This is a genomic window from Mycobacterium sp. 1245801.1 (assembly GCF_001673055.1).
GTDB classification, from domain to species: Bacteria; Actinomycetota; Actinomycetes; order Mycobacteriales; family Mycobacteriaceae; genus Mycobacterium; species Mycobacterium europaeum_A.
The window spans coordinates 1-26,349 of sequence record NZ_LZKY01000029.1 but is presented as its reverse complement, the minus strand read 5'-3'; the positions used below and the strand labels follow the sequence as shown (position 1 = coordinate 26,349).

19 protein-coding genes are annotated in these 26,349 nt (G+C 69.2%); 8 read left to right on the top strand and 11 right to left on the bottom strand.

Going from position 1 to position 26,349, the window contains the following annotated elements; all coding sequences use genetic code 11:
* Positions 1–2: 2 nt before the first annotated feature.
* Complete coding sequence (fadD4, locus tag A5622_RS01950) at positions 3–1,520, bottom strand: fatty-acid--CoA ligase FadD4 (protein ID WP_066876324.1); 1,518 nt, start codon at positions 1,518–1,520, stop codon at positions 3–5.
* A 252-nt stretch (positions 1,521–1,772) separates the two neighbouring features.
* Between fadD4 and A5622_RS01945 the strand changes: the two genes are divergently transcribed.
* Entirely contained in the window at positions 1,773–2,879 is a 1,107-nt protein-coding gene (locus tag A5622_RS01945) for a sensor domain-containing diguanylate cyclase (RefSeq protein WP_066876322.1), read from the top strand.
* 26 nt (positions 2,880–2,905) lie between these two features.
* On the opposite strand, the gene A5622_RS01940 is transcribed toward A5622_RS01945, so the two are convergent.
* The 3 genes from A5622_RS01940 to A5622_RS01930 form a co-directional block, all read right to left on the bottom strand.
* Positions 2,906–4,732, bottom strand: coding sequence for a phosphoenolpyruvate carboxykinase (GTP) (locus tag A5622_RS01940; RefSeq protein ID WP_066876320.1), 1,827 nt, complete (start codon positions 4,730–4,732; stop codon positions 2,906–2,908).
* A 139-nt stretch (positions 4,733–4,871) separates the two neighbouring features.
* Complete coding sequence (locus A5622_RS01935) at positions 4,872–6,437, bottom strand: hypothetical protein (RefSeq protein ID WP_197507926.1); 1,566 nt, start codon at positions 6,435–6,437, stop codon at positions 4,872–4,874.
* Positions 6,434–7,531 carry a hypothetical protein gene (locus A5622_RS01930; RefSeq protein ID WP_066876317.1) on the bottom strand — a complete coding sequence of 366 codons (1,098 nt, stop codon included), beginning with the start codon at positions 7,529–7,531 and terminating at the stop codon, positions 6,434–6,436. The genes A5622_RS01935 and A5622_RS01930 overlap by 4 nt, the downstream gene beginning before the upstream one ends.
* 191 nt (positions 7,532–7,722) lie before the next feature.
* Between A5622_RS01930 and trmB the strand changes: the two genes are divergently transcribed.
* The 3 genes from trmB (at position 7,723) to A5622_RS01915 (ending at position 12,188) form a co-directional block, all read left to right on the top strand.
* Entirely contained in the window at positions 7,723–8,505 is a 783-nt protein-coding gene (gene trmB, locus A5622_RS01925) for a tRNA (guanosine(46)-N7)-methyltransferase TrmB (protein ID WP_197507928.1), read from the top strand.
* Between the two features lie 13 nt (positions 8,506–8,518).
* The gene (locus A5622_RS01920; protein WP_066866063.1) at positions 8,519–9,232 is read left to right on the top strand and encodes an NYN domain-containing protein; all 714 of its coding nucleotides are present in this window, start codon (positions 8,519–8,521) and stop codon (positions 9,230–9,232) included.
* A 61-nt stretch (positions 9,233–9,293) separates the two neighbouring features.
* A complete protein-coding gene (locus A5622_RS01915) occupies positions 9,294–12,188 on the top strand; it encodes an MMPL family transporter (RefSeq protein WP_066876315.1) in 2,895 nt (964 codons plus the stop codon).
* 34 nt (positions 12,189–12,222) lie between these two features.
* On the opposite strand, the gene A5622_RS01910 is transcribed toward A5622_RS01915, so the two are convergent.
* Entirely contained in the window at positions 12,223–13,371 is a 1,149-nt protein-coding gene (locus tag A5622_RS01910) for an AI-2E family transporter (protein ID WP_066876313.1), read from the bottom strand.
* A gap of 179 nt (positions 13,372–13,550) precedes the next feature.
* Here A5622_RS01910 and A5622_RS01905 point away from each other — a divergent pair, with 179 nt between their 5' ends.
* Positions 13,551–14,780: a TIGR00374 family protein gene (locus A5622_RS01905; protein WP_066876342.1), complete on the top strand. Its 1,230-nt coding sequence runs from the start codon at positions 13,551–13,553 to the stop codon at positions 14,778–14,780.
* Here the strand turns inward: A5622_RS01905 and A5622_RS01900 are convergent.
* Positions 14,777–15,319, bottom strand: a complete 543-nt coding sequence (locus tag A5622_RS01900; RefSeq protein ID WP_066872111.1) for a hemophore — start codon at positions 15,317–15,319, stop codon at positions 14,777–14,779. The genes A5622_RS01905 and A5622_RS01900 overlap by 4 nt on opposite strands.
* A 353-nt stretch (positions 15,320–15,672) precedes the next feature.
* Here A5622_RS01900 and A5622_RS01895 point away from each other — a divergent pair, with 353 nt between their 5' ends.
* Together A5622_RS01895 and A5622_RS01890 are read left to right on the top strand one after the other, a co-directional pair.
* Positions 15,673–18,717 (top strand): MMPL family transporter, encoded by a 3,045-nt coding sequence (locus tag A5622_RS01895; RefSeq protein ID WP_066876312.1) that lies wholly within the window; start codon positions 15,673–15,675, stop codon positions 18,715–18,717.
* On the top strand, positions 18,714–19,265 hold the full coding sequence (locus A5622_RS01890; RefSeq protein ID WP_066872104.1) for a hypothetical protein: 552 nt from the start codon (positions 18,714–18,716) through the stop codon (positions 19,263–19,265). The genes A5622_RS01895 and A5622_RS01890 overlap by 4 nt, the downstream gene beginning before the upstream one ends.
* A gap of 1 nt (position 19,266) precedes the next feature.
* Here A5622_RS01890 and A5622_RS01885 read toward each other — a convergent pair whose 3' ends face one another.
* Together A5622_RS01885 and A5622_RS01880 are read right to left on the bottom strand one after the other, a co-directional pair.
* Entirely contained in the window at positions 19,267–19,950 is a 684-nt protein-coding gene (locus A5622_RS01885; protein ID WP_066876309.1) for a hypothetical protein, read from the bottom strand.
* Positions 19,951–19,957: 7 nt separating this feature from the next.
* A complete protein-coding gene (locus A5622_RS01880) occupies positions 19,958–20,638 on the bottom strand; it encodes a hypothetical protein (protein ID WP_066872097.1) in 681 nt (226 codons plus the stop codon).
* 41 nt (positions 20,639–20,679) lie between these two features.
* On the opposite strand from A5622_RS01880, the gene A5622_RS01875 reads away from it, so the two are divergent.
* Positions 20,680–22,668: a M13 family metallopeptidase gene (locus A5622_RS01875; protein ID WP_066876307.1), complete on the top strand. Its 1,989-nt coding sequence runs from the start codon at positions 20,680–20,682 to the stop codon at positions 22,666–22,668.
* Here the strand turns inward: A5622_RS01875 and A5622_RS01870 are convergent.
* The 3 genes from A5622_RS01870 to A5622_RS01860 form a co-directional block, all read right to left on the bottom strand.
* Positions 22,652–24,898 carry a molybdopterin oxidoreductase family protein gene (locus A5622_RS01870; protein ID WP_066876304.1) on the bottom strand — a complete coding sequence of 749 codons (2,247 nt, stop codon included), beginning with the start codon at positions 24,896–24,898 and terminating at the stop codon, positions 22,652–22,654. The two genes, A5622_RS01875 and A5622_RS01870, sit on opposite strands and share 17 nt — an antisense overlap.
* Positions 24,888–25,496: a TetR/AcrR family transcriptional regulator gene (locus A5622_RS01865; protein WP_066876302.1), complete on the bottom strand. Its 609-nt coding sequence runs from the start codon at positions 25,494–25,496 to the stop codon at positions 24,888–24,890. Before A5622_RS01865 ends, A5622_RS01870 begins: the two co-directional genes overlap by 11 nt.
* A 141-nt stretch (positions 25,497–25,637) precedes the next feature.
* On the bottom strand, positions 25,638–26,349 hold a 712-nt coding region (locus tag A5622_RS01860), incomplete at its 5' end, for a L,D-transpeptidase family protein (RefSeq protein WP_066876300.1).

The following is a 26,349-nucleotide window of genomic DNA, read 5'->3' as shown; positions in this document are numbered from 1 at the left end:
ACTCACACCGAGTACTTCTCGATCAGCCCATTCTTGTAGAGCTTGCCGGTGTCGGTGCGCGGCAGCTGCGCTTCGAAGGCGATCGATCGCGGGCATTTGTAGTGCGCCAAGCGGTCTCGCAGCCACGCGGTCAGCTCGTCGGCGAATTCGTCGGTGGCATCGGCCGCGTCGACGGTCTGCACGGCCGCCACCACCCGCTGGCCCATCTCGTCGTCGGGCACCCCGAACACCGCGGCGTCCAACACCTTCGGGTGGGTGACCAGAAGGTTCTCGGCTTCCTGCGGGTAGATGTTCACCCCGCCGGAGATGATCATGTGGTGGCGCCGGTCGGTCAGGTATAGGTAGCCCTCGTCGTCCAGGTAGCCGATGTCCCCGACGGTGGCCCAGCCGTGCTTGTCGCGCGATGAGGCGGTTTTGGTTGGGTCGTTGAGGTATTCGAACGAGTACCCACCCTCGAAGTAGATCTCGCCGGCCTGTCCTGGCGGCAGCTCGTTGCCGTGCTCGTCGAGAATGTGCACGGCGCCGCCCATGGGTTTGCCGACCGAGCCCGGATGGGCCAGCCAGTCTTCGGCGGTGATCAGCGTCGATCCGTGCGCCTCGGAGGACGCGTAGTACTCGTCGATGATCGGCCCCCACCAGTCGATCATCTGCTTCTTGATCTCCACCGGGCACGGGGCCGCCGCGTGCATCACCCGCTGCAGGCTGGACAGGTCGTACGAATGACGCACCTGCTCAGGCAGTTTCAGCATGCGGGTGAACATCGCCGGCACGAATTGGCCGTGCGTGACCCGGTGGCGCGCGATGACGTCCAGGCAGCCTTCGGCGTCGAACTTCTCCATGACGACCGTGGTGATGCCGCCGGCCTGCGCGCTCATCGACCACACCGACGGCGCCGTGTGGTACAGCGGCGCCGGGCTGAGGTACACCGAATCGGGCGTCATCCAGAAACTGACCAGCGCCGACATCATGCCGGGCGCCTCGGCCGGTGGCACGTGCGGCAATTCGCGTTTGATGCCCTTGGGCCGGCCGGTGGTGCCCGACGAGTACTGCAGCAGGTCGCCCTCGATCTCGTCCTCGATCGGGGTATCGGGCAGTCCGGCAACGCATTCCGGGTAGCGCTCCCAATTCGGCAGGTCGCCATCGGCGATCAGCAGCAGCTCGGGCAGTCCGCCGGGGAGGTGCTCGGCCAGGCCGGCAAGCGTGTCGCGCAGCGCCGCCGAGCCGATGATGGCTTTGGCGCTGCTGTTGTCGATGATGTAGGCCGCCTCTGCCGCGGTCAGGTGGGTGTTGATCGGCACGTAGTACAAACCGCTGCGACGAGCCGCCCACATCACCGCGTGGATGTGCTCGTTGTTCTCCATCAGGATGGCGACCGTGTCGCCCTCGCGCAGGCCCGCCTGGCGGAACCGGTGCGCCAGGCGATTGGCTCGCGCTTCGAGGTCGTCGAAGGTGATGACCGTCCCGGACGGGTACAGGATGACAGCAGGTTTGTCGGCGCCGATATACGGGCGGATCTGCATGCGCAGACTGTACCGCCGCCAAACTTGACGGGTGTTAAGTGGTCGGCGGCCGCGGCGCCACCCCCGCTCCAGCAAAGCGATTCGCGGCGCCGGCCGACGCCCTCGCGGCGCCGTCGCGATGCGCGCGTCCGGTCATTTTGGGCGCCGGCCGCCGCCCGCGGGAAAGTCGCCGCCGATAACGCAGTTAAGTACAATGCCGTTGGCCGTGGAAGTTAGCCTTGGCGGGTACGCCACTTCGCACCGGAGGTGCGCATGACCGCCGAGCAGGCATCCGAGCCCGCGGCATGCGCCGCTGCCCCGCCGGCCCCCGCGGTCGCGCCGTCCGACTACGTCGACGGCATGGAGCGCCTGGTGCATGCGGTTCAGGAGCTCTCGCTGGCGCGCACCCTGCCCGCCATCCAGCGGATCGTGCGCACCCGGGCCCGGGAGCTCACCGGGTGTGACGGAGCCACGTTCGTGCTGCGGGACGACGACCGGTGCTACTACGCCGACGAGGATGCGATCGCCCCGCTGTGGAAGGGCAGCCGCTTACCGATCAGGTCCTGCATCAGCGGGTGGGCGATGCTCAACCGCGACGCGGCGGTCATCCCGGACATCTACCGCGACTCGCGCATCCCGCACACCTTGTACCGCCCCACCTTCGTCAAGAGCCTGGTGATGGTGCCGATCCGCAAGCTCGATCCGATCGGCGCGATCGGAAATTACTGGGCCGCCCCGCATCAGCCGTCCGAACACGAGGTGCACCTGCTGCAGGCCCTGGCCGACTCGACCTCGATCGCCATGGAGAACGTCCAGCTGTACTCCGAACTGGAACAGCGGGTGCGCGATCGCACCGCCGCGCTGGAGCGCGCCAACGAGGAGATCCGCCGGCTGTCGGTGACCGACGAGCTGACCGGGCTGAACAATCGTCGCGGCTTCTACCTGCTGGCCGAGCAGAAACTCCGTGGGGCCCACCACCTCGGCCACAACTGCGTGCTCGCCTTCCTCGACGTCGACGGCCTCAAGAAGGTCAACGACGAGCAGGGCCACGAGGTGGGCGACAAACTGCTCAGGGACGTCGCCCATGTGCTGCGGACGATTCGCCGCGAGTCCGACATCCTGGCCCGCATCGGGGGCGACGAATTCTGCGTGATGGTCACCGAGAACGGCGACGGCACAACGTCACTCGAGGAGCGACTCGCCGCGGCGTTCGGGAATTTCAACAAGACCGGGGATCGGCCCTACCGGGTGTCGGCCAGCATCGGGCTGGTGCGCGCACCGGTCTCCGACACCGCCGGCGTGGACGAACTACTGGCCCGCGCCGACGAGCTGATGTACGCGGAAAAGAAGGCCAGCCCCGATTCGCGTTTGGCGGGCTGATCGGTCAGCCCCCACCCGAGGGTGGGTCAGCCGGCTTCGGACAGCCGCTGCTTGAGGGCCTCGAACTCGTCGCGGACGCCGGTGGGCAGCTTGTCGCCGACGAACTCGAACCACTCCTCGATCAGGGGCAGTTCCTCGCGCCATTCGGCCGGGTCGACCGCCAGCGCCTTGGCCACGTCGCCGCCCTCGACGTCCAGGCCGTCGAGGTCCAGGTCGTCGGCCGTCGGCACGATGCCGATCGGGGTGTCCTGGCCGCCGGCCTGATGCTCGATGCGGTCCACGACCCACTTGAGCACCCGGCTGTTCTCGCCGAAGCCCGGCCACAGGAAGCCGCCGTCGGAGTCGCGGCGGAACCAGTTGACGAAGAACACCTTGGGCAGCTTGGACTCGTCGGAGTTCTTGCCCAGGTCGATCCAGTGCTGGAAGTAGTCACCGACGTGGTAGCCCAGGAACGGCAGCATGGCCATCGGGTCGCGGCGCACGGTGCCGACCTTGCCCTCGGCGGCGGCGGTCTGCTCGCTGCCCATGGTGGCCCCCATAAACACGCCGTGCTGCCAGTCGCGGGCCTGGGTCACCAGCGGGACCGTGGTCTTGCGGCGGGCGCCGAACAGGATGCCGGAGATCGGCACGCCCTGCGGGTCGTCCCACTCGGGCGCCAGGATGGGGCACTGCGACATCGGGGTGCAGTAGCGCGAGTTGGGGTGGGCGGCCTTCTCGCCGGAGTCCGGCGTCCAGTCGCGGCCCTTCCAGTCGATCAGGTGCTGCGGCTCGCCCTCCAGGCCCTCCCACCACACGTCGTTGTCGTCGGTGAGCGCCACGTTGGTGAAGACGGTGTTGCCGCCCTCGATGGTGCGCATGGCGTTGGGGTTGGACTTCCAGTTCGTGCCCGGCGCGACGCCGAAGAAACCGAACTCGGGGTTGACCGCGTACAGGCGGCCGTCCTTGCCGAACCGCATCCAGGCGATGTCGTCGCCGAGCGTCTCGGCGCGCCAGCCCGGAATGGTCGGCTGCAGCATCGCCAGGTTGGTCTTACCGCACGCCGACGGGAACGCCGCGGCGAAGTAGTAAGCCTTGTTCTCGGGGGAGATGAGCTTGAGGATCAGCATGTGCTCGGCGAGCCAGCCCTCGTCGTGGGCCATCGCCGAGGCGATGCGCAGCGAGTAGCACTTCTTGCCCAGCAGGGCGTTGCCGCCGTAACCCGAGCCGTAGCTCCAGATCTCCCGGGTCTCCGGGAAGTGGGTGATGTACTTGGTGTCGTTGCACGGCCACGGCACGTCCTTCTGCCCCGGCTCCAGCGGTGCGCCCACCGAGTGCAGCGCCTTGACGAAGAACCCGTCGTCGCCGATCTTCTCCAGCGCGGCCTTGCCCATCCGGGTCATCACCTTCATCGAGATGACGACGTACTCCGAGTCGGTGATCTCCACACCCAGCTTCGGGTCGTCGGCGCCCAGCGGGCCCATGCAGAACGGCACCACCCACATGGTCCGGCCGCGCATGCAGCCCCGGTACAGCTCGGTCATCGTGGACCGCATCTCCGACGGGTCCATCCAGTTGTTGGTCGGCCCGGCGTCGATCTCACGCTCGGAACAGATGTAGGTCCGCGACTCCACCCGCGCCACGTCGGACGGGTCGGACAGCGCCAGGTAGGAGTTGGGGTGCTTCTTCTCATTGAGCTTCTTCAGCGTGCCCGCCTCGACCAGCTGGGCCGCCAGCCGGTGGAACTCCTCGTCGGAGCCGTCAGCGAAGACCACCCGATCGGGCTGGGTGAGCTCGGCGACCTCCTGCACCCATGACAGCAGGCCCTGGTGATTCGTGGGTGCTGTGTCCAAACCGGGAATGGTCGCTGAGGTCATCGAACTCTCCTGGATCTTCTGCGTATCGGGCTCGTGCTGCTCGCTATGCTCTCGCCCACACAATTAAGGAATTGGTGGCGTTAACTACAGGTTATCGTGAGGATCTTGTCGGGTGAGTCTCGGGCAGGTATAAGCCTTCTCACAACAACGATTCAGAAGGTCCCGACGGGTCGCCATCTTCGCTCCTCGAAACGGGTTTTTCGGTGTCGTCAGCGCCACCCTCTTCGGCGTGACTTTCGTCCTCTCGTATACCCGGTTCTCCCAGTTCTGCACGCACCGCCGCCAGCGCGGCCGTCACCGCCGGCATCTCCCGATCCCGCGCCGCCGCGGCCCGCGCGGCGGCCAGGGCGTGCTCGCGCAGTTCGGCGTCGATGACGCCGACGGCGGCCGACACCTGGGCGTTCTCGGCCTCGTCCTGGGCCAGCAGCCCTTTGCTCAGCACCGACTCGGCGACCAGCACGCGGGTGGCGACCAGCTCCTCGACGACCGACTGCAGCGCGGCCGTCACGTCACCCGTCCAGCGGTCCAGCAGCGACCGGTCGTGCAGCAACGCCCGGATGTTGATCACCATGTAGGTGAGCGCCAGCGAGATCGCCACGCACGCCAGGGCCGCGACGACGGCCAGCGCCGGGTTCAGCCGCGAGGCCACGCCGCTCATCAGCCGGCTCAAGGTCAGCGCCACCCCGAGTCCGAACCCGACGCCCAGCACCACCATCAGCCAGGTTTCCTGCCGGCGCGATTTCAGCGGTGGCGGCGCCGCATCGACCTTGGGCAGCTGCTCGAGCGGCGGCAGTTCCATCGGCACGTGCACCGCCTGCGCCACCTCGGCGAGCTTCAGGTCGGTGTCGTGGCTGACCTCGGCGACCACCTCCTCCAGCGCCTCGTAGGCGTCCGTCTCGAAGCCCGGCATGTTGCGCCGCGACAAACCCGCCGCGTGCTCCTGCAGTTCGGTGCGCACCGACGCGCACCGGTTGCGCGCGGAGTGCGACAGCGCCACCCGGGCCTGCTGGATCTGACCGCGCAGCGTGATGGTGCGCTCGCTTTTGGCCTGGCGCCGCTGTTGCAGGGCGGTGCTGCGCTCTTCGCGCAGCGCCTCGACCCGGGCCCGCCGGCCGGACCCCTCGACCTCGCGGTCGAACCGCCGCGCCATCGTCTCCAGCCGGGATTCCCACGCCCGCAACCTGTTTCGCCGTGCCAGATCGGGGTCGTCGAGCTGCGCCGAGACGGCCGCGACCAGGTCGTCGACGTCTGGGTCGCCCAGGTCGGGCAGGGCCGCCGCGCCCACCCAGGGCGCCCGGGCATAACGCGCCGCATGCGTCCCCAACGCGTCGCAGTTCGCGGCGACGATGTCCCGCCAGTTCAGGTGCACGTCGATCTTGGACACCACCCCGACGATCGCGTCGGTGTGCTCGGTCGCGGCGTCCAGCAGCGTGCAGTCGGACGGTGTCAGGTTTGCCGCCGCGGACACGACGAACACCACCGCGATCGGCACCTCGCCCGGGCCCAGATCCGCCGACTCGACGAACGTGTGCTGCGGGAGCCGCTTGCGCAGCGCATCGGCGACCGCGGTGACCCCGGCCATCCAGGGGCCGGTCACCAGCACGGCGTCGCGGCGCTGAATGGCCGGCGGGTCCAGCCCCGGCCCGGCGGCCGCCACCAGTGCGTCCACCGCGGCGACGGGATCGTCGCTCGCGTCGCCGCTCACCAGGAATCCCCCGGCAACGAGGCGCAGGACTGGGACCACAACCGCAGCGATCCCCGGGCGATGTCCGCGCCGCACGCGCGATGCAATTCGCTGGCCGAGGCGCGGCTGTAGCGCTGCCAGCGCACCGCCCGCGGCAGGTGCGCGGCCGGATCACGACGAGCGCCGCGACCCGGGTGGCCGCCCGGGTCGAGCCCGGCCGCCTCGGCCAGGTCCACGGCGGCCGCCATCCGCGCGACCACGGTGTCGTCGCGGGACAGGAACCCGCTGATGCGCTCGCCCAGCCCGCCGCCCCCGGCGGCCAGCGCCTCGAGTTCGGTGACGGCGTCGCGCACCCGCTGATAGCGCGCCGCGGCGCCCAGCACGCCGATCCTGGCCAGCACGCCGTCGACGCCGCTCATCCGGTGCAGCAGGGTCAGCACCTGGGCCGGGGTCCGACCCTGCCGGAAGGCGGCGACCGCCAGCGCGGTGCCGAACAGGTCGAGGGTCCCCAGCAGGCGGTGGCGGACGTCGGTCGGCACCGGTACGTCGGCGGCCAGGAATCCGGCGAAGGAGCCCTCGAAGCAGGCGGTGGCGCCGGGGTGGGCGGCGAGCGCCGACAGCGCCGTCCACAGGGTGCTGTCCAGGTCGTCGAGCGCGGTGAGCGCAAGCAGCCCGGTCATCGGCTCCATCGGCACGCCGACGCGCGCCGAGAGCTCGGTGCACCTCGCGCGCGCCGCCGCGACGGGCCCGTCACCCCGGCCGGACAGCGAGCCCGCCAGATCGGCCTTGTTCAGCACCGCCAGCACGGGGCGACCGGCCGCTGCGGCCTGGTCGATCGCCTGGGTGTCCTCGGGCTTGACCACCTCCGCGAGCACGCGGACCAGCACGTCCGCCTCGCCATCGGTCTCGGGGTCCACCACCGCGATGCCCGCCGCGCGTCCCGCGCCGTCCAGCGCGCGGCGCACGGTGCGGCAGCCGACCCCCCGGCGGCCGCCCACAACCACGCGCAGCGGTGCGGCGGTGCGCTGCACGATCGCCGCCACGCGTGGGTCGACCTGGCCGGCGGCAAACCGCGCCAGCTCGCCGACGAAAGTCTGGTGTCCTTGTCCCCTCATATCCCGCCTGTTCGGTCCGGATGACCAGCGTCCCGGCCGCGTCGAAACTACTGCGTGCTGCGCCGAGGCCGAGCGGTCCCACCGAATGGTGGCACCCGCGTCACGAAGAAGCGAGCCACTGTTAATCAGTTACCAGGTCAAGGCAACTGTTGGGTATCAATCCGGACCAGGGGCGGCTACATCCGAGGTTTATAGGCCACCATGGACAAATGCATGCGCAGCGCGGGGTGGCGATGTCTGCTGACACGCCCTCGGGGGACTCGGACCGCCCCGACCAGCGCTACCTCCCCGCCACGGCGTTCCGGGCCCGGCGAGCGGCCCTGTCCGATGCCCAGCGCCAGACCTGGGAACGCCGGTGGCCCGAGCTCGGCCTGTCGATAGGCGCCGCGGCCGACGAACCCGAAAACCCCGAACCCCCGCTGGATACCCGCGCCTGGTTCGGGCGCCAGGCGCCGGTGGTGCTCGAAATCGGTTGCGGCAGCGGCACATCCACGTTGGCGATGGCCAAGGAGGAGCCCGGCATCGACGTGGTCGCGGTGGAGGTCTACCGGCGTGGGCTGGCGCAGCTGCTGTGCGGGATCGACCGCGACAAGGTGAGCAACATCCGGCTGATCCGCGGCAACGCCGTCGACGTCCTGCAACGCCTCATCGCGCCGGCGTCGCTGACCGGGGTGCGCGTCTTCTTCCCCGACCCGTGGCCGAAGGCGCGGCACCACAAACGCAGGTTCCTACAGCCGGGCACGATTGGCTTGATAGCCGACCGGCTACTCCCTGGTGGTGTCCTGCACGTTGCGACGGACCACGCCGGCTACGCCGAGCACATCGCCGAGGTCGGCGCGGGCGAACCCCGGCTGCGCCCGGCCGATCCCGACGATGCGCTGGCGATCTCGGTCACGCGCCCGACCACCAAGTACGAGACGAAGGCTCAAGAAGCGGGCAGCGCCGTCACCGAGTTCATTTGGCTTAGACGATGAGTAGGCGATGACCATGAGCCTGACCGAAGAGACCGCGGCGGGGGCCGAACCCGTCGCGCCGCCGGCGGTGCTGACCGGCGACGCGTTGGGCGACTTCCCTCCCCCGGGGGGACGCGTGTTGCTGGTGTGGGACGCGCCCAACCTCGACATGGGCCTGGGCTCCATCCTGGGCCGGCGCCCGACGGCTCTGGAGCGCCCGCGGTTCGACGCCCTGGGACGCTGGTTGTTGGCGCGCACGGCCGAGGTCAGCGCCACCCGCCCCGGCGTCGTGGTGGAACCCGAGGCCACCGTCTTCACCAACATCGCGCCGGGCAGCGCCGACGTCGTCCGGCCCTGGGTGGACGCGCTCCGTAACGTGGGGTTCGCGGTGTTCGCCAAGCCGAAGATCGACGAGGACAGCGACGTCGACCGCGACATGCTGGCCCACATCGAACTGCGGCGCACCGAGGGGTTGGCGGCGCTGGTGGTGGCCTCCGCGGACGGTCAGGCTTTTCGCCACCCGCTGGAGGACATCGCCCGAACCGGGGTCAGCGTCCAGGTGATCGGATTTCGCGAACATGCGAGTTGGGCGCTAGCGTCGGATACCTTGGACTTCGTTGATCTGGAGGATATCGCTGGTGTCTTCCGGGAACCGTTGCCGCGGATCGGCCTAGATTCGCTGCCTGACCAGGGAGCGTGGCTGCAGCCGTTCCGGCCGCTGTCCGCGCTGTTGACCGCGCGTGTGTGACACTGGCTTGAAAAACCGAAAGATGCCGCGCGGGTCGTTAACGATCCAGTAAGGAGCTTGCGTGTTCGCCTGGTGGGGTCGAACTGTGTACCGGTATCGGTACATCGTGATCGGGGTCACGGTAGCTCTGTGTCTGCTGGGTGGCGTCTTCGGAATCAGCCTGGGCAAGCATGTTACACAGAGCGGCTTCTACGACGACGGCAGCCAATCGGTGAAGGCGTCGGTGCTGGGCGACCAGACCTACGGCCGCGACCGCACCAGCCACGTGGTGGCCACCTTCACCGCTCCCAACGGAAAAACGGTCGATGACGCGGCGTGGCGGGACAAGCTCGTCGCCGAGCTCAACAAGTTCAAGACGGATCACCCCGACCAGGTCGTCGGGTGGGCCGGCTGGCTTGCGGCGCCCGACAGCACCAACCCGGTGATCAAGGGGATGGTGAGCGAGGACAGGAAGCACACCTTCGTGTCCATCCCCCTGAAGGGTGACGACGACGACAGCATCCTCAACAACTACAAGGCCATCGCCCCGGATCTGCAGAAGCTCAACGGCGGCACGGTACAACTCGCCGGTCTCGAGCCGATCGCCAACGCCCTGACGGGCACCATCGCCACCGACCAGCGCCGCATGGAGGTCCTTGCGGTGCCGATGGTGGCGGTGGTCCTGTTCCTCGTCTTCGGGGGCGCGGTCGCCGCCGGCCTGCCGGCCATCGTGGGCGGCCTGAGCATCGCGGGCTCGCTGGGCATCCTGCGGCTGGTCGCCGTGTTCGGGCCCGTGCACTATTTCGCCCAGCCGGTGGTGTCCCTGATCGGCCTGGGCATCGCGATCGACTACGGGCTATTCGTGGTGAGCCGGTTCCGGGAGGAGATCGCCGAGGGCTACGACACCGAGGCCGCGGTGCGAAGAACCGTGATGACGGCCGGGCGCACCGTGACCTTCTCCGCGGTGCTGATCATCGCCTCCAGCGCCAGCCTGCTGGTGCTTCCGCAGGGCTTCGTGCACTCGTTGACCTACGCGATCTTCGCCGCGGTGGGTCTCGCCGCCTTGCTGTCGATCACCTTCCTGCCGGCCTGCCTGGGCATCCTCGGCCGCCACGTCGACGCGCTGGGCGTGCGGACCGCGTTCCGGGTGCCGTTCCTGCGGAACTGGAAGTACTCGCGGGCCTATCTGAACTGGCTGGCCGACCGGCTGCAGAAGACCAAGACGCGCGAAGAGGTCGAGGCCGGCTTCTGGGGCAAGCTGGTCAACTGGGTGATGAAAAAGCCGCTGGCGTTCGCCATCCCGATCGCGGTCGGCATGATCCTGCTGGTCATCCCGCTGGGCAACCTGTCGTTCGGCGGGATGAGCGAGAAGTACCTGCCGCCCGACAACCCCGTGCGCCTGGCGCAGGAGCACTTCGACAAGCAGTTCCCCGGCTACCGCACCGAGCAGCTGACCGTGGTGATCCAGAGCGACAACCACAGCAAGGTGACCGACCAGCAGGTCGCCGACATCCGCAACCGGATTTCCTCGATCGGCGGTTTCACCGACAAGACCTGGCAGGAACGGCCGTGTCCGACCATCGCCGGGAACCCCTGCGTCGCCGGCCCGAACGGGACCACGGTGCCCAAGGACGGCTCGGTGCGGGTGATCCAGAACGGCCTGCTCAACAAGAATGACGCCGAAAAGAAGATCGCTGAACTGCGGGCGGTGAACCCGCCGAAGGGCCTGAACCTGTATGTCGGCGGCACGCCGGCACTCGAGCAGGACAGCATCCACAGCCTGTTCGCCAAGGCGCCGCTGATGCTGGTGCTGCTGCTGGGCGCGACGCTGCTGCTGATGTTCCTGGCGTTCGGCTCGGTGGTGCTGCCGATCAAGGCGGTGCTGATGAGCGCGCTCACGCTGGGGTCGACGATGGGCATCCTGACGTGGATTTTCGTCGACGGTCACCTGTCCGGGGTGCTGAATTTCACGCCGACGCCGCTGATGGTGGTGGTAATCGCGTTGGTCGTCGCCGTCGGCTTCGGGCTGGCCACCGACTACGAGGTGTTCCTCGTCTCGCGGATGGTCGAGGCGCGCGAACGCGGTATGTCCACCGCCGAGGCCATCCGGATTGGCACCGCGACCACCGGGCGCCTGATCACGGCCGCCGCCCTGGTGCTGGCCGTGGTCGCCAGCTCGTTCGTGTTCTCGGACCTGGTGTTGATGAAATATTTGGCCTTCGGCCTGATGGCGGCGCTGCTGCTCGACGCCACCATCGTGCGGATGTTCCTGGTGCCGTCGGTGATGAAGCTGCTCGGCGACGACTGCTGGTGGGCGCCGCGCTGGGCCCGGCGCCTGCAGAACAAGATCGGGCTGGGTGAGATCGACCTGCCCGACGAGCGCAAGCGGCCCACGCTCAACGGCCGGCCCGCGCGCCCGCCCGTGGCGGCCAGCCTGGTCGCCGCGGCACCGCGCCCGCCGCACGACCCCACCCACCCGGCGGCGCCGGAGCCGTCGCGCCCCGCCCGCCCTGCGCCCGCCGATCCGCGGCCCGCGCAGGACCCAGCCGCGAGCGCGACACGGACCCCGGCGCGCCCCAACCAGCCGACCGAGGCTCAGACCCACCGTTTCTCCGCGCAGGGCGGCCCTGGCGCACCCGGCCGTGACAGGCCGGCCGACCCCCGCCCCGCCACCAATTCCGCGCCGCAGACCCCCCACCGGCCACCGGCCACCGGTCCGGCGGCACCGCCGTCCGGCGATCAGACGCGGGCCATTCCGGTGCCCGGCAACCGTTCCGAGGACGGTGACGCCGCCGAACCCACCACCGCCCTGCCGAAAATGCGGTCGGAAGGCTCGGGCCCGAATGACCCGAACGCGGCCAGCGAGCAGGTGAACGCGCACGAGCAGAACGAAAACGGCGACCCGGCCCGGCAACGCCGACGCTCCGGCGGCGGACTGTCCGCGCAGGATCTGCTGCGCCGCGAGGGACGGCTGTAGCCGGTCACCCGGCCCAAGCGAAAAGTCTTGGGCCTCAGCCGGATGCGTTCTCGGGCTGGTCCGGTTCGGCCTGCAGGATCGCGCTCTGCTCGTCCGCTTCCTCGGTCTGTTTTTCGGCTTCCGCCTCTGGGTCCGGTGCCAGCAGCACGTGGATCGCGTTGTTGAGGAATGCGACCGTCGGGACCGCCAGCAGGGCGCCGACGATGCCGGCCAGCACGCCGCCGGTGGAGATGGCGAGCACCACCCCGAGCGGGTGAATCGAGACCGCGCGGCCCATCACCAGCGGTTGCAGCAGGTGCGCCTCGATCTGGTTGACGGCGATCAGCAGGCCCAGCGTGATCAGCGCGTACACGATGCCCTTGGCCAGCAGCGCGACCACGACGGCCACCAGGCCCGAGACCAGGGCACCGACCAGCGGGATGAATGCGCCAAGGAACACGACCGATGCCAGCGGCAGCGCGAGGGGGATGCCCATGATCGCCAGACCGGTGCCGACACCGGCCGCGTCGGTCAGCGCCACCAGGAAGGTGGCCCGCACGTATCCGATCAGCGATCCGTACCCGGCGTTGCCGGCCTCGTGCACCCGGTGCCGCACGTGCGACGGGACGATCTGCACGACGTACTGCCAGATGTTGCGGCCCCCGTAGAGGAAGAAGATCAGCGTGAACAGCACCAGCACCGCCGCCGTGACGAGCTCGGTGACGGTGGCCGCGGTGGACAGCGCGCCGCTGGTCAGCTTCGCCTGATTGTTGTGCAGCGCCTCGATGGCGGCGTTGCCCGCGCTGTCGATCTGTTCGTTGCGCAGGTGCGCGGGCCCGTGGATCAGCCAGCGGCGCGTCGACTCGATGCTGTGGGTCACCTGTTCGGTCAGGCCGGGCAGGCCGTCGATGAACTGCAAGATGACGAACGCCAGGATGCCGCCCAGGATGGCGAAGCCACCCAGCAACACCAGCGCCACCGCGCCACCGCGGGGCATGCCGCGTTTGTCCAGCCAGTCCACCACCGGCACCAGCAGCGCGCTCAGCAGCAGCGCCACCAGCACCGGAACGACGATGACTTCCAGCTTCTGCACCACCCACAGCAGGGCGAGCACGGCGATCAGGATGACGAGCAAACGCCAGGCCCAGGCGGCGGTCTTGCGGACAAGGGGTTCGACCGAGGCATCGTCGACGTTTGCTGACATTGGGCCAGCCTATCCGCAGCGGGGCGCCGTCAAACGTGTCTCGGCCGTGTCCGCGCGCGTCTGCGCGTCGCCCGGAGCCATCACCGTCGGCACGATCCGGTTACGACCCCGGAACGTCCGGGACACGGTAGGCGATGCGCAGCGATCGCGGCGCCACCTGCACCGTTACCCTAAATCACGTGCCGCACGACGCACCCGCCGATAAAACCACACCCCCGCGGGAGGTGCTCGCGCCTTCTTGCGCGGGCGAGACCCCGCGCGGGAAGTACTGGTGGGCGCGCTGGGTGATCCTGGGCGCGGTAGCGATCGTGCTCGCCGTCGAGGTTTCGCTGGGCTGGGATCAGCTGGCCAAGGCCTGGATGAGCCTGTACGAGGCGAACTGGTGGTGGCTGCTCGCCTCGGTGGCGGCGGCGGCCGCGTCGATGCACAGCTTCGCCCAGATCCAGCGCACGTTGCTCAGGTCGGCGGGCGTGCATGTCAAGCAGTTGCGGTCCGAGGCGGCCTTCTACGCCGCCAATTCGCTGAGCACCACGATGCCCGGCGGGCCCGTGCTGTCGGCGACCTTCCTGTTCCGCCAGCAGCGGCTCTGGGGCGCCTCGACGGTGGTGGCGTCGTGGCAGCTGGTGATGTCGGGCGTGTTGCAGGCGGTCGGGTTGGCTTTGCTCGGCCTGGGCGGCGCCTTCCTGCTGGGCGCGAAGAACAACCCGTTCTCGTTGCTGTTCACCCTCGGCGGCTTCGTGGCGTTGCTGCTGCTGGCCCAGGCCGTCGCGTCGCGCCCGGAGCTGATCGACGGCATCGGCAGCCGGGTCCTCGCGTGGGTCAACTCGGTTCGCGGCAGGCCGGCCGAGGCCGGCCTGGACAAGTGGCGCGAGACGCTGATGCAGCTGGAGTCGGTGAGCCTGGGCCGGCGCGACCTGAGCGTGGCGTTCGGCTGGTCGATGTTCAACTGGATCGCCGACGTCGCCTGCCTGGGGTTTGCCGCCTACGCCGCCGGGGACCACGCCTCGGTGGCCGGGCTGACGGTGGCCTACGCGGCCGCCCGCGCGGTCGGCACGATCCCGCTGATGCCCGGCGGGCTGTTGATCGTCGAGGCGGTGCTGGTGCCCGGCCTGGTGTCCAGCGGGATGTCGCTGCCCAATGCGATCTCGGCGATGCTGATCTACCGGCTGATCAGCTGGCTGCTCATCTCGGCGATCGGCTGGGTGGTGTTCTTCTTCGTGTTCCGCACCGAGAACGTCACCGACTCCGACGAGGACCCGATCACCGGTCCGCTGCCCGTCGTCCCGCTCGCGGGCAACGCCGCGGCCGACCCGACCGAGGCGGCGCTGCAGGGGCCGTTACCGCCGGACCGGAATCCGGCGGATCACAACCCGGCCGATCGCAATCCGGAGACGGACGGCCAGCTCTAGCCGACGGTGTTCCCCCGCGGCGGCCCCGGCAGCGGGTTGGTCGCCGCGGGCGGCGACGCCGCCGGGGCGCCACCGGTGGTCCCACCCAACGGCGACGCTGGCGCGGGGTTCGCCGGCAGCGCGGGCAGCCCACCGGCCGCGCCCTGCGCCTGCTGGACCATGCCCAACGCCTGCGGGATGGAGATCGGCAGCTTGCACTGCAGCGACAGGCTGGTCAGCGGCTGGGCGATCGACGTCATGTCGCCGGCCACCTTGGGGTTGGCGTCGAAGTAGGACTTCAGCCCGTTCACCGACTGCGGACCCGCCTGCTGCTGGAGCATCGAGGTCATCGTCTGGTTGGTCTCCGGGTGCGAATCAAGGTAGTCACCCATCGACTTGGACACCGAGCCGATCGTCCGGGCGACCTCGCTGGCCGCGCACGGGTCGTTCGCGCCGGTCGCCGGCGCGCCGGCGAACACCGCCGCGGCCGCTCCGGGCACCGCGGCGGCGACCAGCCCGGCGAAGATTCTGCGACCCCGTCCAGCGGTGGCTCTCGTCATGGGTAACTCCTTCGAGTTTGCGACGGACCGCCGGATGGGCGCGCGCCTCGCAAACGGCTGCAACAGACGGCCCGTTTCAGCGCAGGCATCCCCGAATCCCCCGGGGCCGCGCGGGCCATCCGACATCCTGCCACCGCCGATATCACCGCTGCCAGTCCGAACAAAGCGCCTGACGGGATATGTGATCGAAATCCCGCTTGGTCACCAGTTCACAACGTCTTCGCAGCGTCTTGGCAACAACACCGTCGTCGCAGCTCAGGAACTAGATAAGCCCGCATAATCCACAGCCTGCTGCGGTATCGTCGCCAACACGCGTTACGCGAGAACCGGGGAGCGGAAAAATCCAGCAGTTAATGATGCGCCTCAGCCGCAGCCTGCGTAAGTACCGCTGGTTGGTCTTCGCAGGCTGGTTGCTGGCATTGGTTCCCGCCGTCTATCTGGCGCTGACACAGTCGGGCAATCTCACCGGCGGCGGGTTCGACGTGGCCGGATCGCAGTCGCTGGCGGTCCACGACCAGCTCGAGGAGCTTTACCACGATCAGGGCGGGTCGTCGCTGGCGCTGGTGGCCGCACCCCGTCCCGACGCCAGCTACCAGGACATGAACGACGCCGTCGCGCAGCTGCGGCAGATCGCGGCCGGCATCCCTGGCACCACCGAGATCCCCAACCCCACCCAGCGGCCGCCGCAGCCGGACCGGCCCTACGTGCTATCGGTGCGGCTGGATTCCCGTAACACCAGCGACGTGGCCAAGCAGCTGCGCACCAAGGTCGGCATCAAGGGCGACCAGCCCGGCCAGACCGCCAACGGCCGGGTCCGGCTCTACGTCATCGGGCAGGGCGCGCTGTCCGCCGCCGCCGCGGCCAACACCAAGCACGACATCGCCGCGGCCGAGAAATGGAACCTGCCGGTCATCCTGATCGTGCTGCTCGCCGTGTTCGGCTCGCTGGCCGCCGCGGCCATCCCGCTGGCGCTGGGCGTCTGCACGGTCGTGGTCACCATGGGCCTGGTCTATCTGCTGTCCGCCTACACCACCATGTCGGTCTTCGTGACCTCGACGGTGTCGATGTTCGGGATCGCGCTGGCCGTCGACTACTCGCTGTTCATCCTGATGCGGTTCCGGGAGGAACTGCGGACCGGGCGGCAGCCCCGCGAGGCCGTCGACGCCGCGATGGCCACCTCCGGGCTGGCCGTGGTGCTGTCCGGGATGACGGTGATCGCCTCGCTCACCGGGATTTACGTGATCAACACCCCGGCGCTGAAATCGATGGCCACCGGCGCCATCCTGGCAGTGGCCGTGGCCATGCTGACCTCGACGACGTTGACGCCGGCGGCGCTGGCGACGTTCGGCCGGGCGGCCGCCAAGCGGTCGGCCCTGCTGCACTGGTCGCGCCGCCCCGAAAGCACCCAGTCCCGGTTCTGGAACCGCTGGATCGGCTGGGTGATGCGCCGGCCGTGGATGTCGGCGCTGGCGGCGTCGCTGGTGTTGCTCGTGATGGCGGCGCCGGCCGCGTCGATGGTGCTGGGCAACAGCCTGCTGCGCCAGTTCGACTCGTCGCACGAAATCCGCGCCGGGGTGGGCGCGGCGGCCCAGGCGCTGGGTCCCGGCGCGCTGGGCCCGGTCCGGGTGCTGATCAACTTCCCCGACGGCGGCGCGGCCTCCCCCGAGCACAGCCACACCGTCGGCGCGATCCGCCAGCGGATGTCGCAGGCACCCAACATCGTGTCGGTGTCGCCGCCGCAGTTCGCCGAGGACAACGGCAGCGCGCTGCTCTCGGCGGTGTTGTCGGTGGATCCCGAGGACATGAAGGCCCGCGAGACCGTCGGCTGGATGCGCGCGCAGCTGCCCAAGATCCCCGAGGCGGGCACGGCGCGGGTGGACGTCGGCGGCCCGACCGCGCTGATCAAGGACTTCGACGATCAGGTGTCCAAGACCGAGCCGCTGGTGCTGGGCATCGTGGCGCTGATCGCGTTCGTGATGCTGCTGGTGTCGGTTCACTCGGTGTTCCTGGCGTTCAAGGGTGTGCTGATGACGCTGCTGTCCGTCGCCGCCGCCTACGGCAGCCTGGTGATGGTGTTCCAGTGGGGGTGGCTGAAGGACCTCGGCTTCGCCCAGATCAGCTCGATCGACAGCACCGTGCCCCCGCTGGTGCTCGCGATGACCTTCGGGTTGTCGATGGACTACGAGATCTTCCTGCTCACCCGCATCCGGGAGCGCTTCCTGCACTCCGGGAACACCCGCGACGCGGTGGCCTACGGCGTCAGCACCAGCGCGCGCACCATCACCAGCGCCGCGCTGATCATGATCGCGGTGTTCGTCGGGTTCGCGTTCGCCGGCATGCCGCTGGTGGCCGAGATCGGTGTCGCCTGCGCGGTCGCGATCGCGGTGGACGCCACGGTGGTGCGGCTGGTGATGGTGCCGGCGCTGATGGCGATGTTCGCCCAGTGGAATTGGTGGCTGCCGCCCTGGCTGTCGCGCGTGCTGCCGTCGGTCGACTTCGACCGGCCGCTGCCCGAGGTCGACCTCGGCGACGTCGTCGTCATCCCCGACGACATCTCGGCGCTGGTGGCGCCCAACGCCGACCTGCGGATGGTGCTCAAGTCCGCCGCGAAGCTCAAGCAGCTGGCCCCCGACGCCATCTGCGTGGCCGATCCGCTCGCCTTCACCGGCTGCGGCCGCAACGCCGCCCAGGCGGTCTCCGGCACCGACGAGGACCAGCCCCGCGGCCTGGGTCCCGGGCAGATCCCCCACCAGGTCGCGCTCAGCGAGGAGCGGGTCAGCGTCGGCGTGGGCGCGGCCGACAAGAAACCCGGCTCCAACGGCCACACCAACGGCTCCCTGGCGGCCAAGAAGCTGGTCGGCGGGCTGGCCTCGCGCAACGGCATCGCCAAGGCCATCGCCGGGACCGACCGGCCGGTTCACCCGGTGACGCTGTGGCGCGGACGCCTGTCGGTCGCGATCGACGCGCTGGAAAACGACACCGCCGGGGCCGGCGACGGGCCCGAATACGAACGGCGCAGCCCGGTGGAGACCACCAACGTGCAGCTGCCCACCGGTGACCGGCTGCTGGTTCCGACCGGTGCCGAGACCCTGCGGCTGAAGGGCTACCTGATCATGAGCCGTAACAGTCGGCGCGATTATGCCGACTTTGCAGACATGGTCGATTCATTGGAGCCCGAGACCGCCGCGGTGGTGCTGGCCGGAATGGACAGGTATTACTGTTGTAAATCATCCAGGCGGCAGTGGATTGCCACCCAGTTGGTCCGAAGACTCGCAGATCCCAACCCCTGCGACCACCCGGAAGACCAGGAATCGGATGCCGACGCGGGCTCGGACTGGGAGGAAATCCGGCAGCGCTGCCTGTCGGTGGCCGTGGCGATGCTGGAGGAGGCGAGGTGACGTTGGCACCCGACCGACGCTCCGCGCCGCCGCCCCACCGGCCGGGTCCCGAACAGCGTCAACGCGGCAGTGGGCAGCCCGGGGGACCGACTGGAGGGCCCTTCCAGGACCCCGAGCAGCCGGTGGAGTTCTGGCCGACGGCCGCCATCCGGTCGGCCTTGCAGGGCGGTGACATCGCGACCTGGAAGCGCATCGCCGGCGCGCTCAAGCGCGACCCGTACGGGCGGACCGCCCGCCAGGTCGAAGAGGTCCTCGAGGGCACCCGGCCCTACGGCATCGCCAAGGCGCTGTGGGAGGTGCTCGAGCGGGCCCGCACCCACTTAGAGGCCAACGAACGCGCCGAGGTCGCCCGCCACGTGCGCCTCTTGATCGACCGATCGGGTCTCGCCCCGCAGGAATTCGCGTCCCGCATCGGCGTCACCGCCGAGGAGCTGGACGGCTACCTGGACGGCAGCACCAGCCCGACGGCCGCGCTGATGATCCGGATCCGGCGCTTGTCGGACCGGTTCGTCAAGGTGAAGTCCGCGCGCTCGGCCGAAGCCAACTGATCTATCGCACCGGCAGCACGTCGGCGACTAGCCAGTCGCCGCCGCGCTTGGTCAGCGTCACCCGCAGCGCCGGCGCCGCCTGACTGGGCGGCTGTCCCGGGGTGTTCTGGGTGACCCGCAGGACCACCGCCACGCTGGCGGCCGACGGTCCGAGCGCCTCGACTCCGGCCGAAACCGTGGTGGCCTGGGCGGTGACGTTGTGCTGGGCCAGATCGGCGCTGGATTTGGAGTACTGCTCCTTGAACGCGGCCGCATGCTCCGGGACGATCGTCGCCGTGGCTCGGTCGATGGAATCGGTCGGGGCGGTGGGGCTGAACGACGCCATCGCCTCCGCCATGCCGGTGGCGATCTGAACGACCTTGTGGGAGTCGTTGGTGAAGTCGCTGTCCGCCCTGGTCCAGTGCGTGTAGCCGGTCGCGACGGCGGCCGTGAGCGCCGCCGCGCACAGCAGCACGACCGCCAGGCGCAGCCCCGGCGCGTCGTCATCGGTGCCGACGCTGACCGAATCGCGGCGCAGCAGCCAGAAATTGATCGCCACGCCTTCGACGATCAGCAGGATCAGCACCGAACACGCCGACACCCACCACAGCGGCCAGCCCAGCACCAGCCCGATGGCCAGCAGCGCCGCGATGGCGGCCAGCGGGGCCGCGACGTCGAAGGCGAACAGCCGCCAGATGTTCCTCATCGGATCCTCACCTGATCGAAGCCAATCCGGAGATCATCAGCTTGCCGTCCACGTCGGAGACGTCCAGCCGCAGGTTCCAGTGCACGGTTTGCGGCTTGGCTCCGACGTTTTCGCTGACCGACGTGGCGATCAGCATCACCGAGTCGGTGCGGCTCGCGAACGGCGGCAGCTTGGTGGTGACTATCTCTCTTGGCGGCCCCGCGCCCGCCGGCCGGGTGTCCAGGTCACGGTGCACGGTCTCGATCGCCACCGCTTCGATGCGCCCGGCGCTCTTGGACTGCAGCTTCTCCACGACCGCCTTGTACGGCTGCACGGCGGCGTCGAAGTCGGTGTTGAGTTCCCCGACCGTGCCGTCGTGCAGCCGCTGCAGGCTGGCGTCGACGTTGCCGCTGTTCATGTTGATCAGCACGTTCGCCCACTCCGCGGCGGTCTGCATGGCCCGGCTCAAATAGCCGCGTTCGGCGACCTGGTCGCGGTGGTCGGACCAAATGACGGAGCCGAGCACCACCGCTGCCACCGACAGCACCCCGAGGACCGCGGACGCGACGCCGTAATGGGAAAAGACGCCATCGCTTTCGAATTCGTCCGCGTCGGCGTCGTCGTTCGAGTCCGCGTCGACGTCGGCTTCGGGGTCGACGTCGACGACAGCTTCATCAGCAGGTGCCTCGGTTCGCTCGCCGTCGGACATGGCCCGATCGTTGCACCCGGGAAAGATGGAAGGATGGCGGGGTGACGAATACGGCCATCCGCTCGGGCATCGACCTGAGCTTTGTCGACGACAGCATCCGCCCCCAAGACGACCTGTTCGGTCACGTCAACGGCCGCTGGCTGGCCGAATACGAGATACCGGCGGACCGCGCGACCGACGGGGCGTTCCGGCAGCTGTATGACCGCGCCGAGGAACAGGTGCGCGACCTGATCGTCGAGGCCAGCCGGCAGGGTTCGGCCGCCGGCGACGACGACGCGCAACGCATCGGCGACCTGTATGCCAGCTTCCTCGACGAGGACACCGTGCAGCGCCGCGGCGTGCGGCCGCTGCTCGACGAGATGGCCGTGATCGACGACGCCGCCGATGCCGAGGCGCTGGCCCGGGCCATCGGCATCCTGCAGCGCACCGGCGCCGGCGGCGGCGTCGGGGTGTATGTGGACACCGACGCCAAGAACTCGGCGCGCTACCTGGTGCACTTCACCCAGTCCGGCCTCGGGTTGCCCGATGAGTCCTATTACCGCGAAGAGCGGCACGCGCAGGTGCTGGAGGCGTACCCGGCGCACATCGCGCGGATGTTCGCCCTGGTGTTCGGCGGCGATCCGGCCGACCACATTGCGACCGCCGACCGCATCGTCGCGCTGGAGGCCAGGCTGGCCGAGGCGCACTGGGATGTGGTCAAGCGCCGCGACGCCGACCTCACCTACAACCTGCGCACGTTCGCCGAACTTCGCGACGAGGCGGTGGGGTTCGATTGGGCCGGCTGGGTGGGCGGGCTCGGCGCCGACCCGGAGTCCCTCGCGGAAGTGATTGTGCGCCAGCCTGATTACCTGCGCACGTTCGCCGAGCTGTGGCGCAACGAAGACCTCGAGGTGTGGAAGAGCTGGGCGCGGTGGCGGTTGATCCGCGCCCGGGCCGCCTGGCTGACCGACGAGGTGGTGTCCGCGGACTTCGACTTCTACGGCCGCCTGCTGACCGGCACCGAGCAGATCCGCGATCGGTGGAAGCGTGCGGTGTCGCTGGTGGAGAACCTGATGGGCGACGCCGTCGGAAAGCTCTACGTGCAACGGCATTTCCCGCCCGGGGCGAAGGCCCGCATCGACGAACTGGTGGCCAACCTGCGGGCGGCCTACCGGATCAGCATCAGCGACCTGGACTGGATGACCCCGGCGACCCGGGAGCGGGCGCTGACCAAGCTGGACAAGTTCACCGCCAAGGTCGGCTACCCGGCGAAGTGGCGTGACTACTCCGCGCTGGTGATCGACCGGGCCGACCTGTACGGCAACTACCAGCGCGGGTACGCCGTCAACCACGACCGCGAGCTGGCCAAGTTGGGCGGGCCGGTGGACAGGGACGAGTGGTTCATGACGCCGCAGACCGTCAACGCCTACTACAACCCGGGCATGAACGAAATCGTCTTTCCGGCAGCCATTTTGCAGCCGCCGTTCTTCGACGCCGAGGCCGACGACGCGGCCAACTACGGTGGCATCGGCGCGGTGATCGGCCACGAGATCGGCCACGGCTTCGACGACCAGGGCGCCAAATATGACGGCGACGGCAATCTGGTGGACTGGTGGACGGACGCCGACCGCGCCGAGTTCGCCACCCGCACAAAGGCTCTCATCGAGCAGTACGACGCCTACACGCCGCGGGCACTGGCGAGCGAGCACCACGTCAACGGCGCGTTCACCGTCGGGGAGAACATCGGCGACCTGGGCGGCTTGTCGATCGCGCTGCTGGCCTACCAGCTGTCACTGAACGGCCAGCCGGCTCCGGTCATCGACGGCCTGACCGGCGTGCAGCGGGTGTTCTACGGGTGGGCCCAGGTATGGCGCACCAAATCCCGTGAGGCCGAGGCGATCCGGCGCCTGGCGGTGGATCCGCACTCGCCGCCGGAGTTCCGCTGCAACGGCGTGCTGCGCAACATGGACGCCTTCTACGACGCCTTCGACGGCGCCGATGCCGGCGCGCTGTTCCTGGAACCGGACAACCGGGTCAAGATCTGGAACTGACGCTCACCTGCGCGGGCTCGATCCGGGCGGGGACGTGCTTGTGCCACGGCGTGCCGGCGTAGGGATCGCGCCATTCGGTGGAGGTGAGCGCGTTCGGGGCGACACCCGCGGTGACGGTGCGCCCGTCGTCGCCGATGTAGTCCAGCCCGAATCCGTTGGGCAGGGCGGCATGTCCGGGGAGCATGGTCTCGGTGATCTCGACGGTGGCCTCGGCGCTGCCGGTCGCGGTGCTGATGCGGGCCCGGCAGCCGTCGACGAGCCCCAGGGCCTGGGCGTCCTCGACGCTGACCCGCAGTGCGCCGTCGGCGTCGCGCTTGCGCCAGGACGGGTCGCGGAAGATGTCGTTGGCGGTATAGGCGCGCCGCTCCCCCACCGACAGCACGATCGGGAAATCCGGCGTGGTAAGCCGGGGCGGGGTGCGGGTCAGCGCCCCCAATTCGTCGAGCATCGCGGGGATTTCCAGGGCGATCTTGCGGTCGGCGTGGCTGATCAACGCGAAGTCGTCCTCGTAGTTGTGCACGGTGAACGTCACCCCCGACGGGTTGTCCATGATCGCGTCGAAAAGCGCGTTGCCGTCGGCGTGACCGGCGCGCCGGACGGCGTCGGGATAGCTCATCGCGGTTTTCTGGGCGAGGCCCCACAGGGCGGCGGCGCCGCGCAGTCCGTCGGGCAGGGTGGGCCCCAGCGTCTCGTAGAGAACATACGGAAGCAGCTGCGCCACAGTCGGATTGGTGGCGACGGCGGAGAGGAACGCCTCGGTGTAGGCCTGCCGTCCCCGCTGGGCGGCCTCGTGCAGGGGCAGCAGGTCCGCGTCGTCCACCACCCCGAGCGCCCGCACCAGCCGCGCCCAGATCTCGGGTTCTGGCAGGGTGCCCGGCAACGGTGGCAGCAGTGGGCGGCGCAGCTGGAAGGTGTTGTGCGGGAATTCCAGGTTGAAGAAGGTGGCCTCCGCCTTCTCGAACTGGGAGGCGGCGGGAAGCACATAGTGGGCGAGCCTGGCCGTCTCGGTCATCGCGACGTCGATGACCACCATCAGCTCCAGTGATCGGAACGCCTCGCGGCAGGCAGCCGAATTCGCCAGTGAGTGAGCCGGATTGCTGCTTTCGACGATCATGGCCCGGAAGCGATCCGGGTGATCGGTCAGGATTTCCTCGGGCACCACGTTGCTGGGCACCAGACCGGAGATGATCGGGGCGCCGGTCACCGGGGTGCGGCCGGAGAACTGGCCGAACAGCGGCGCGAACGACGAATGTAGGTGCTGGCCGCCCTGTTTCGCGAAATTGCCGGTGAAGATCCAGAGCAGCTTGTTCAGATAGGAGCACAGCGTGCTGTTGGGTGCCTGCTGCACCCCGAGGTCCTCGAACACCGAGACGCTGGCCGCGGTGCCGATGCGCCGCGCCGCCGCGCGCAGCAGTTCCTCGTCCACCCCGCAGTGCTGCGCGTAGCCGGCCACCGGAATCTGGCGCAGCGCGTCACGCACGGTGTCGGCACCGCGCACATGCTCGGCGAGAAACGCTTCGTCGCAAAGGTTTTCCTGTACGAGGATGGCGGCCAGCGCGGCCAGGCACCACGCGTCGGTGCCCGGCCGCACCCGCAGGTGGAAGTCGGACATCTTGGCGGTGTCGGTGACGACGGGATCGATGACGATCATCGAGCGGTTCGGATCCTTCGCGATCTCGTTGAGCACCACCCGGGCCCGCGGGAAGCTCTGCGACATCCACGGGTTCTTTCCGACGAACACCGCCACCTCGGCGTGCTCGAACTCGCCCCGGGTGTGGCCGCCGTACAGCTGGCCGTCGACCCAGGCCTCGCCGGTTTTCTCCTGCGCCAAGGCATTTGACCGGTAACGCGAACCCAGCGCCTTGAGGAAGGCGCCGCTGTACGCCCCGCCCAGGTGGTTGCCCTGCCCGCCGCCGCCGTAGTAGAAGATCTTGTCCCCGCCGTAGCTGTCGCGGATGTGTTTGAAGCCCTCGGCGATCTCCACGATCGCGGTGTCCCAGTCGATCTCCTCGTAGCTGCCGTCGGCGCGGCGGCGCAGCGGCGAGGTCAGCCGGGCGCGGCTGTTCTGATAGTGGTCCAGGCGCAACGCCTTGTTGCAGGTGTAGCCCTGCGAGGCGGGATGGGCCTTGTCACCGCGGATGCGGGCCAGCCGGCGATCCTCGACTTGAACCACGATGCCACAGTTGCATTCGCACAGAATGCATGCGCTGGGTTGCCATTCACCGGTCATTGCGGGTGTCCTTTCCGGCTGCCTGATAGGACGAGGTGGCCAGCAGCAGCTCGCGCAGCTGGCGATGGACGACGTCGAGGGGCATCAGGTCGCGTCGCACCCGGGCCAGCACGATCGCACCCTCGAGCGCGGTGGTGGCCAGGACGGCCAGCTCGCTCGCCCGCTCCCGCGGAACACCGTCGGCGATCAACCGCGCGGCGATCAGGTCGTTCCACCGGTCGAAGGCCGCGGCGGCGCGTTCGACCACCGGGGCGATGCGCTCGGCGTCCTGCTGTTCGCCCGCCTCGACGGAGACCGCCACGATCGGGCAGCCGGCGCGGAAGTCGGTATCGAGCAGCTGCCGGCGGTACTGGTCGATCAACGTGTCGATCAACTGCAGTCCGTCGGCCGCGCCGGCGATCACGGCGGCAACGTACTCGCCGGCGAAGTCGACGGCCTCGCAGAGCAACTGGGTGCGCCCGCCGGGGAAGTAGTGGTAGGCCGAGCCCCGCGGCGCGCCGCTGTGTTCGAGCACGTCGGAGATGGCGGTGGCGCGCGCGCCCCGCTCGCGGATCAGCAGCGCGGCGGACACGACCATCCGCTCGCGTGGACTACGCATCGCAGCTCCTCAGCCATCGGGGTATGTATGATGCTATACATACCGCGCGCGCGAGCGGAACCCCCAGGCAACAACAACCCGCCTAACCGCAAATCGCCCATTCCCGAGCGGGAATGGGCGATTGTGCGCTGTCGCTGCGGGTTAGTTCATCCAGTCGGCGGAGCCGTCGTTCTTCTTGTAATTGCCGCCGCTGGAGTTCTTCACGACGATCGGGTCACCGGGACCGAAGTTGTCGAAGAACCACTTGGCGTTGGTCGGGCTGATGTTGATGCAGCCGTGGCTGACGTCGCGCTTGCCCTGGTCGTCCACCGACCACGGCGCGCTGTGCACGTAGTCGCCGACGTTGTCGAAGCGGACCGCGTCCTCCACCGTCACCTTGTAGCCGTAGGTCGAGTTGACCGGCACGCCGTAGGTCGAGGAGTCCATCACCACCGACGCCTTCTTGTCCTGGACGTAATAGGTGCCGTTGGGGGTTTGGTGATTGCCCGACGTCATGCCCATCGACATCGGGAAGGTCTTCTCGACGGTGCCGTTGCGGGTGACGGTCAGCTGGTGGGTGGCGTCGTCGGCGGTGGCGATCAGCGTGTCACCGGTCTGAAAGGTGGACACGGTGCCGCCGGCGTCGACCGTCACGGCGGTGTGGGCGGGCCAAAAGTTGATCGGCCGCCAGCGCAGCTGGGTCGGGGTCATCCAGTAGAACTTGCCCGGCACCGGCGGGACCGACGAGACGTGCACCGCCGCGATGGCCGCGTCGGCGTTCTCGACCGTGCCCGGGAAGTTGATGATGATCGGCTGGCCCACGCCCACGGTCGAGCCGCTCTTCGGGACGAACGACGGCGGCCCGAACGGCGCC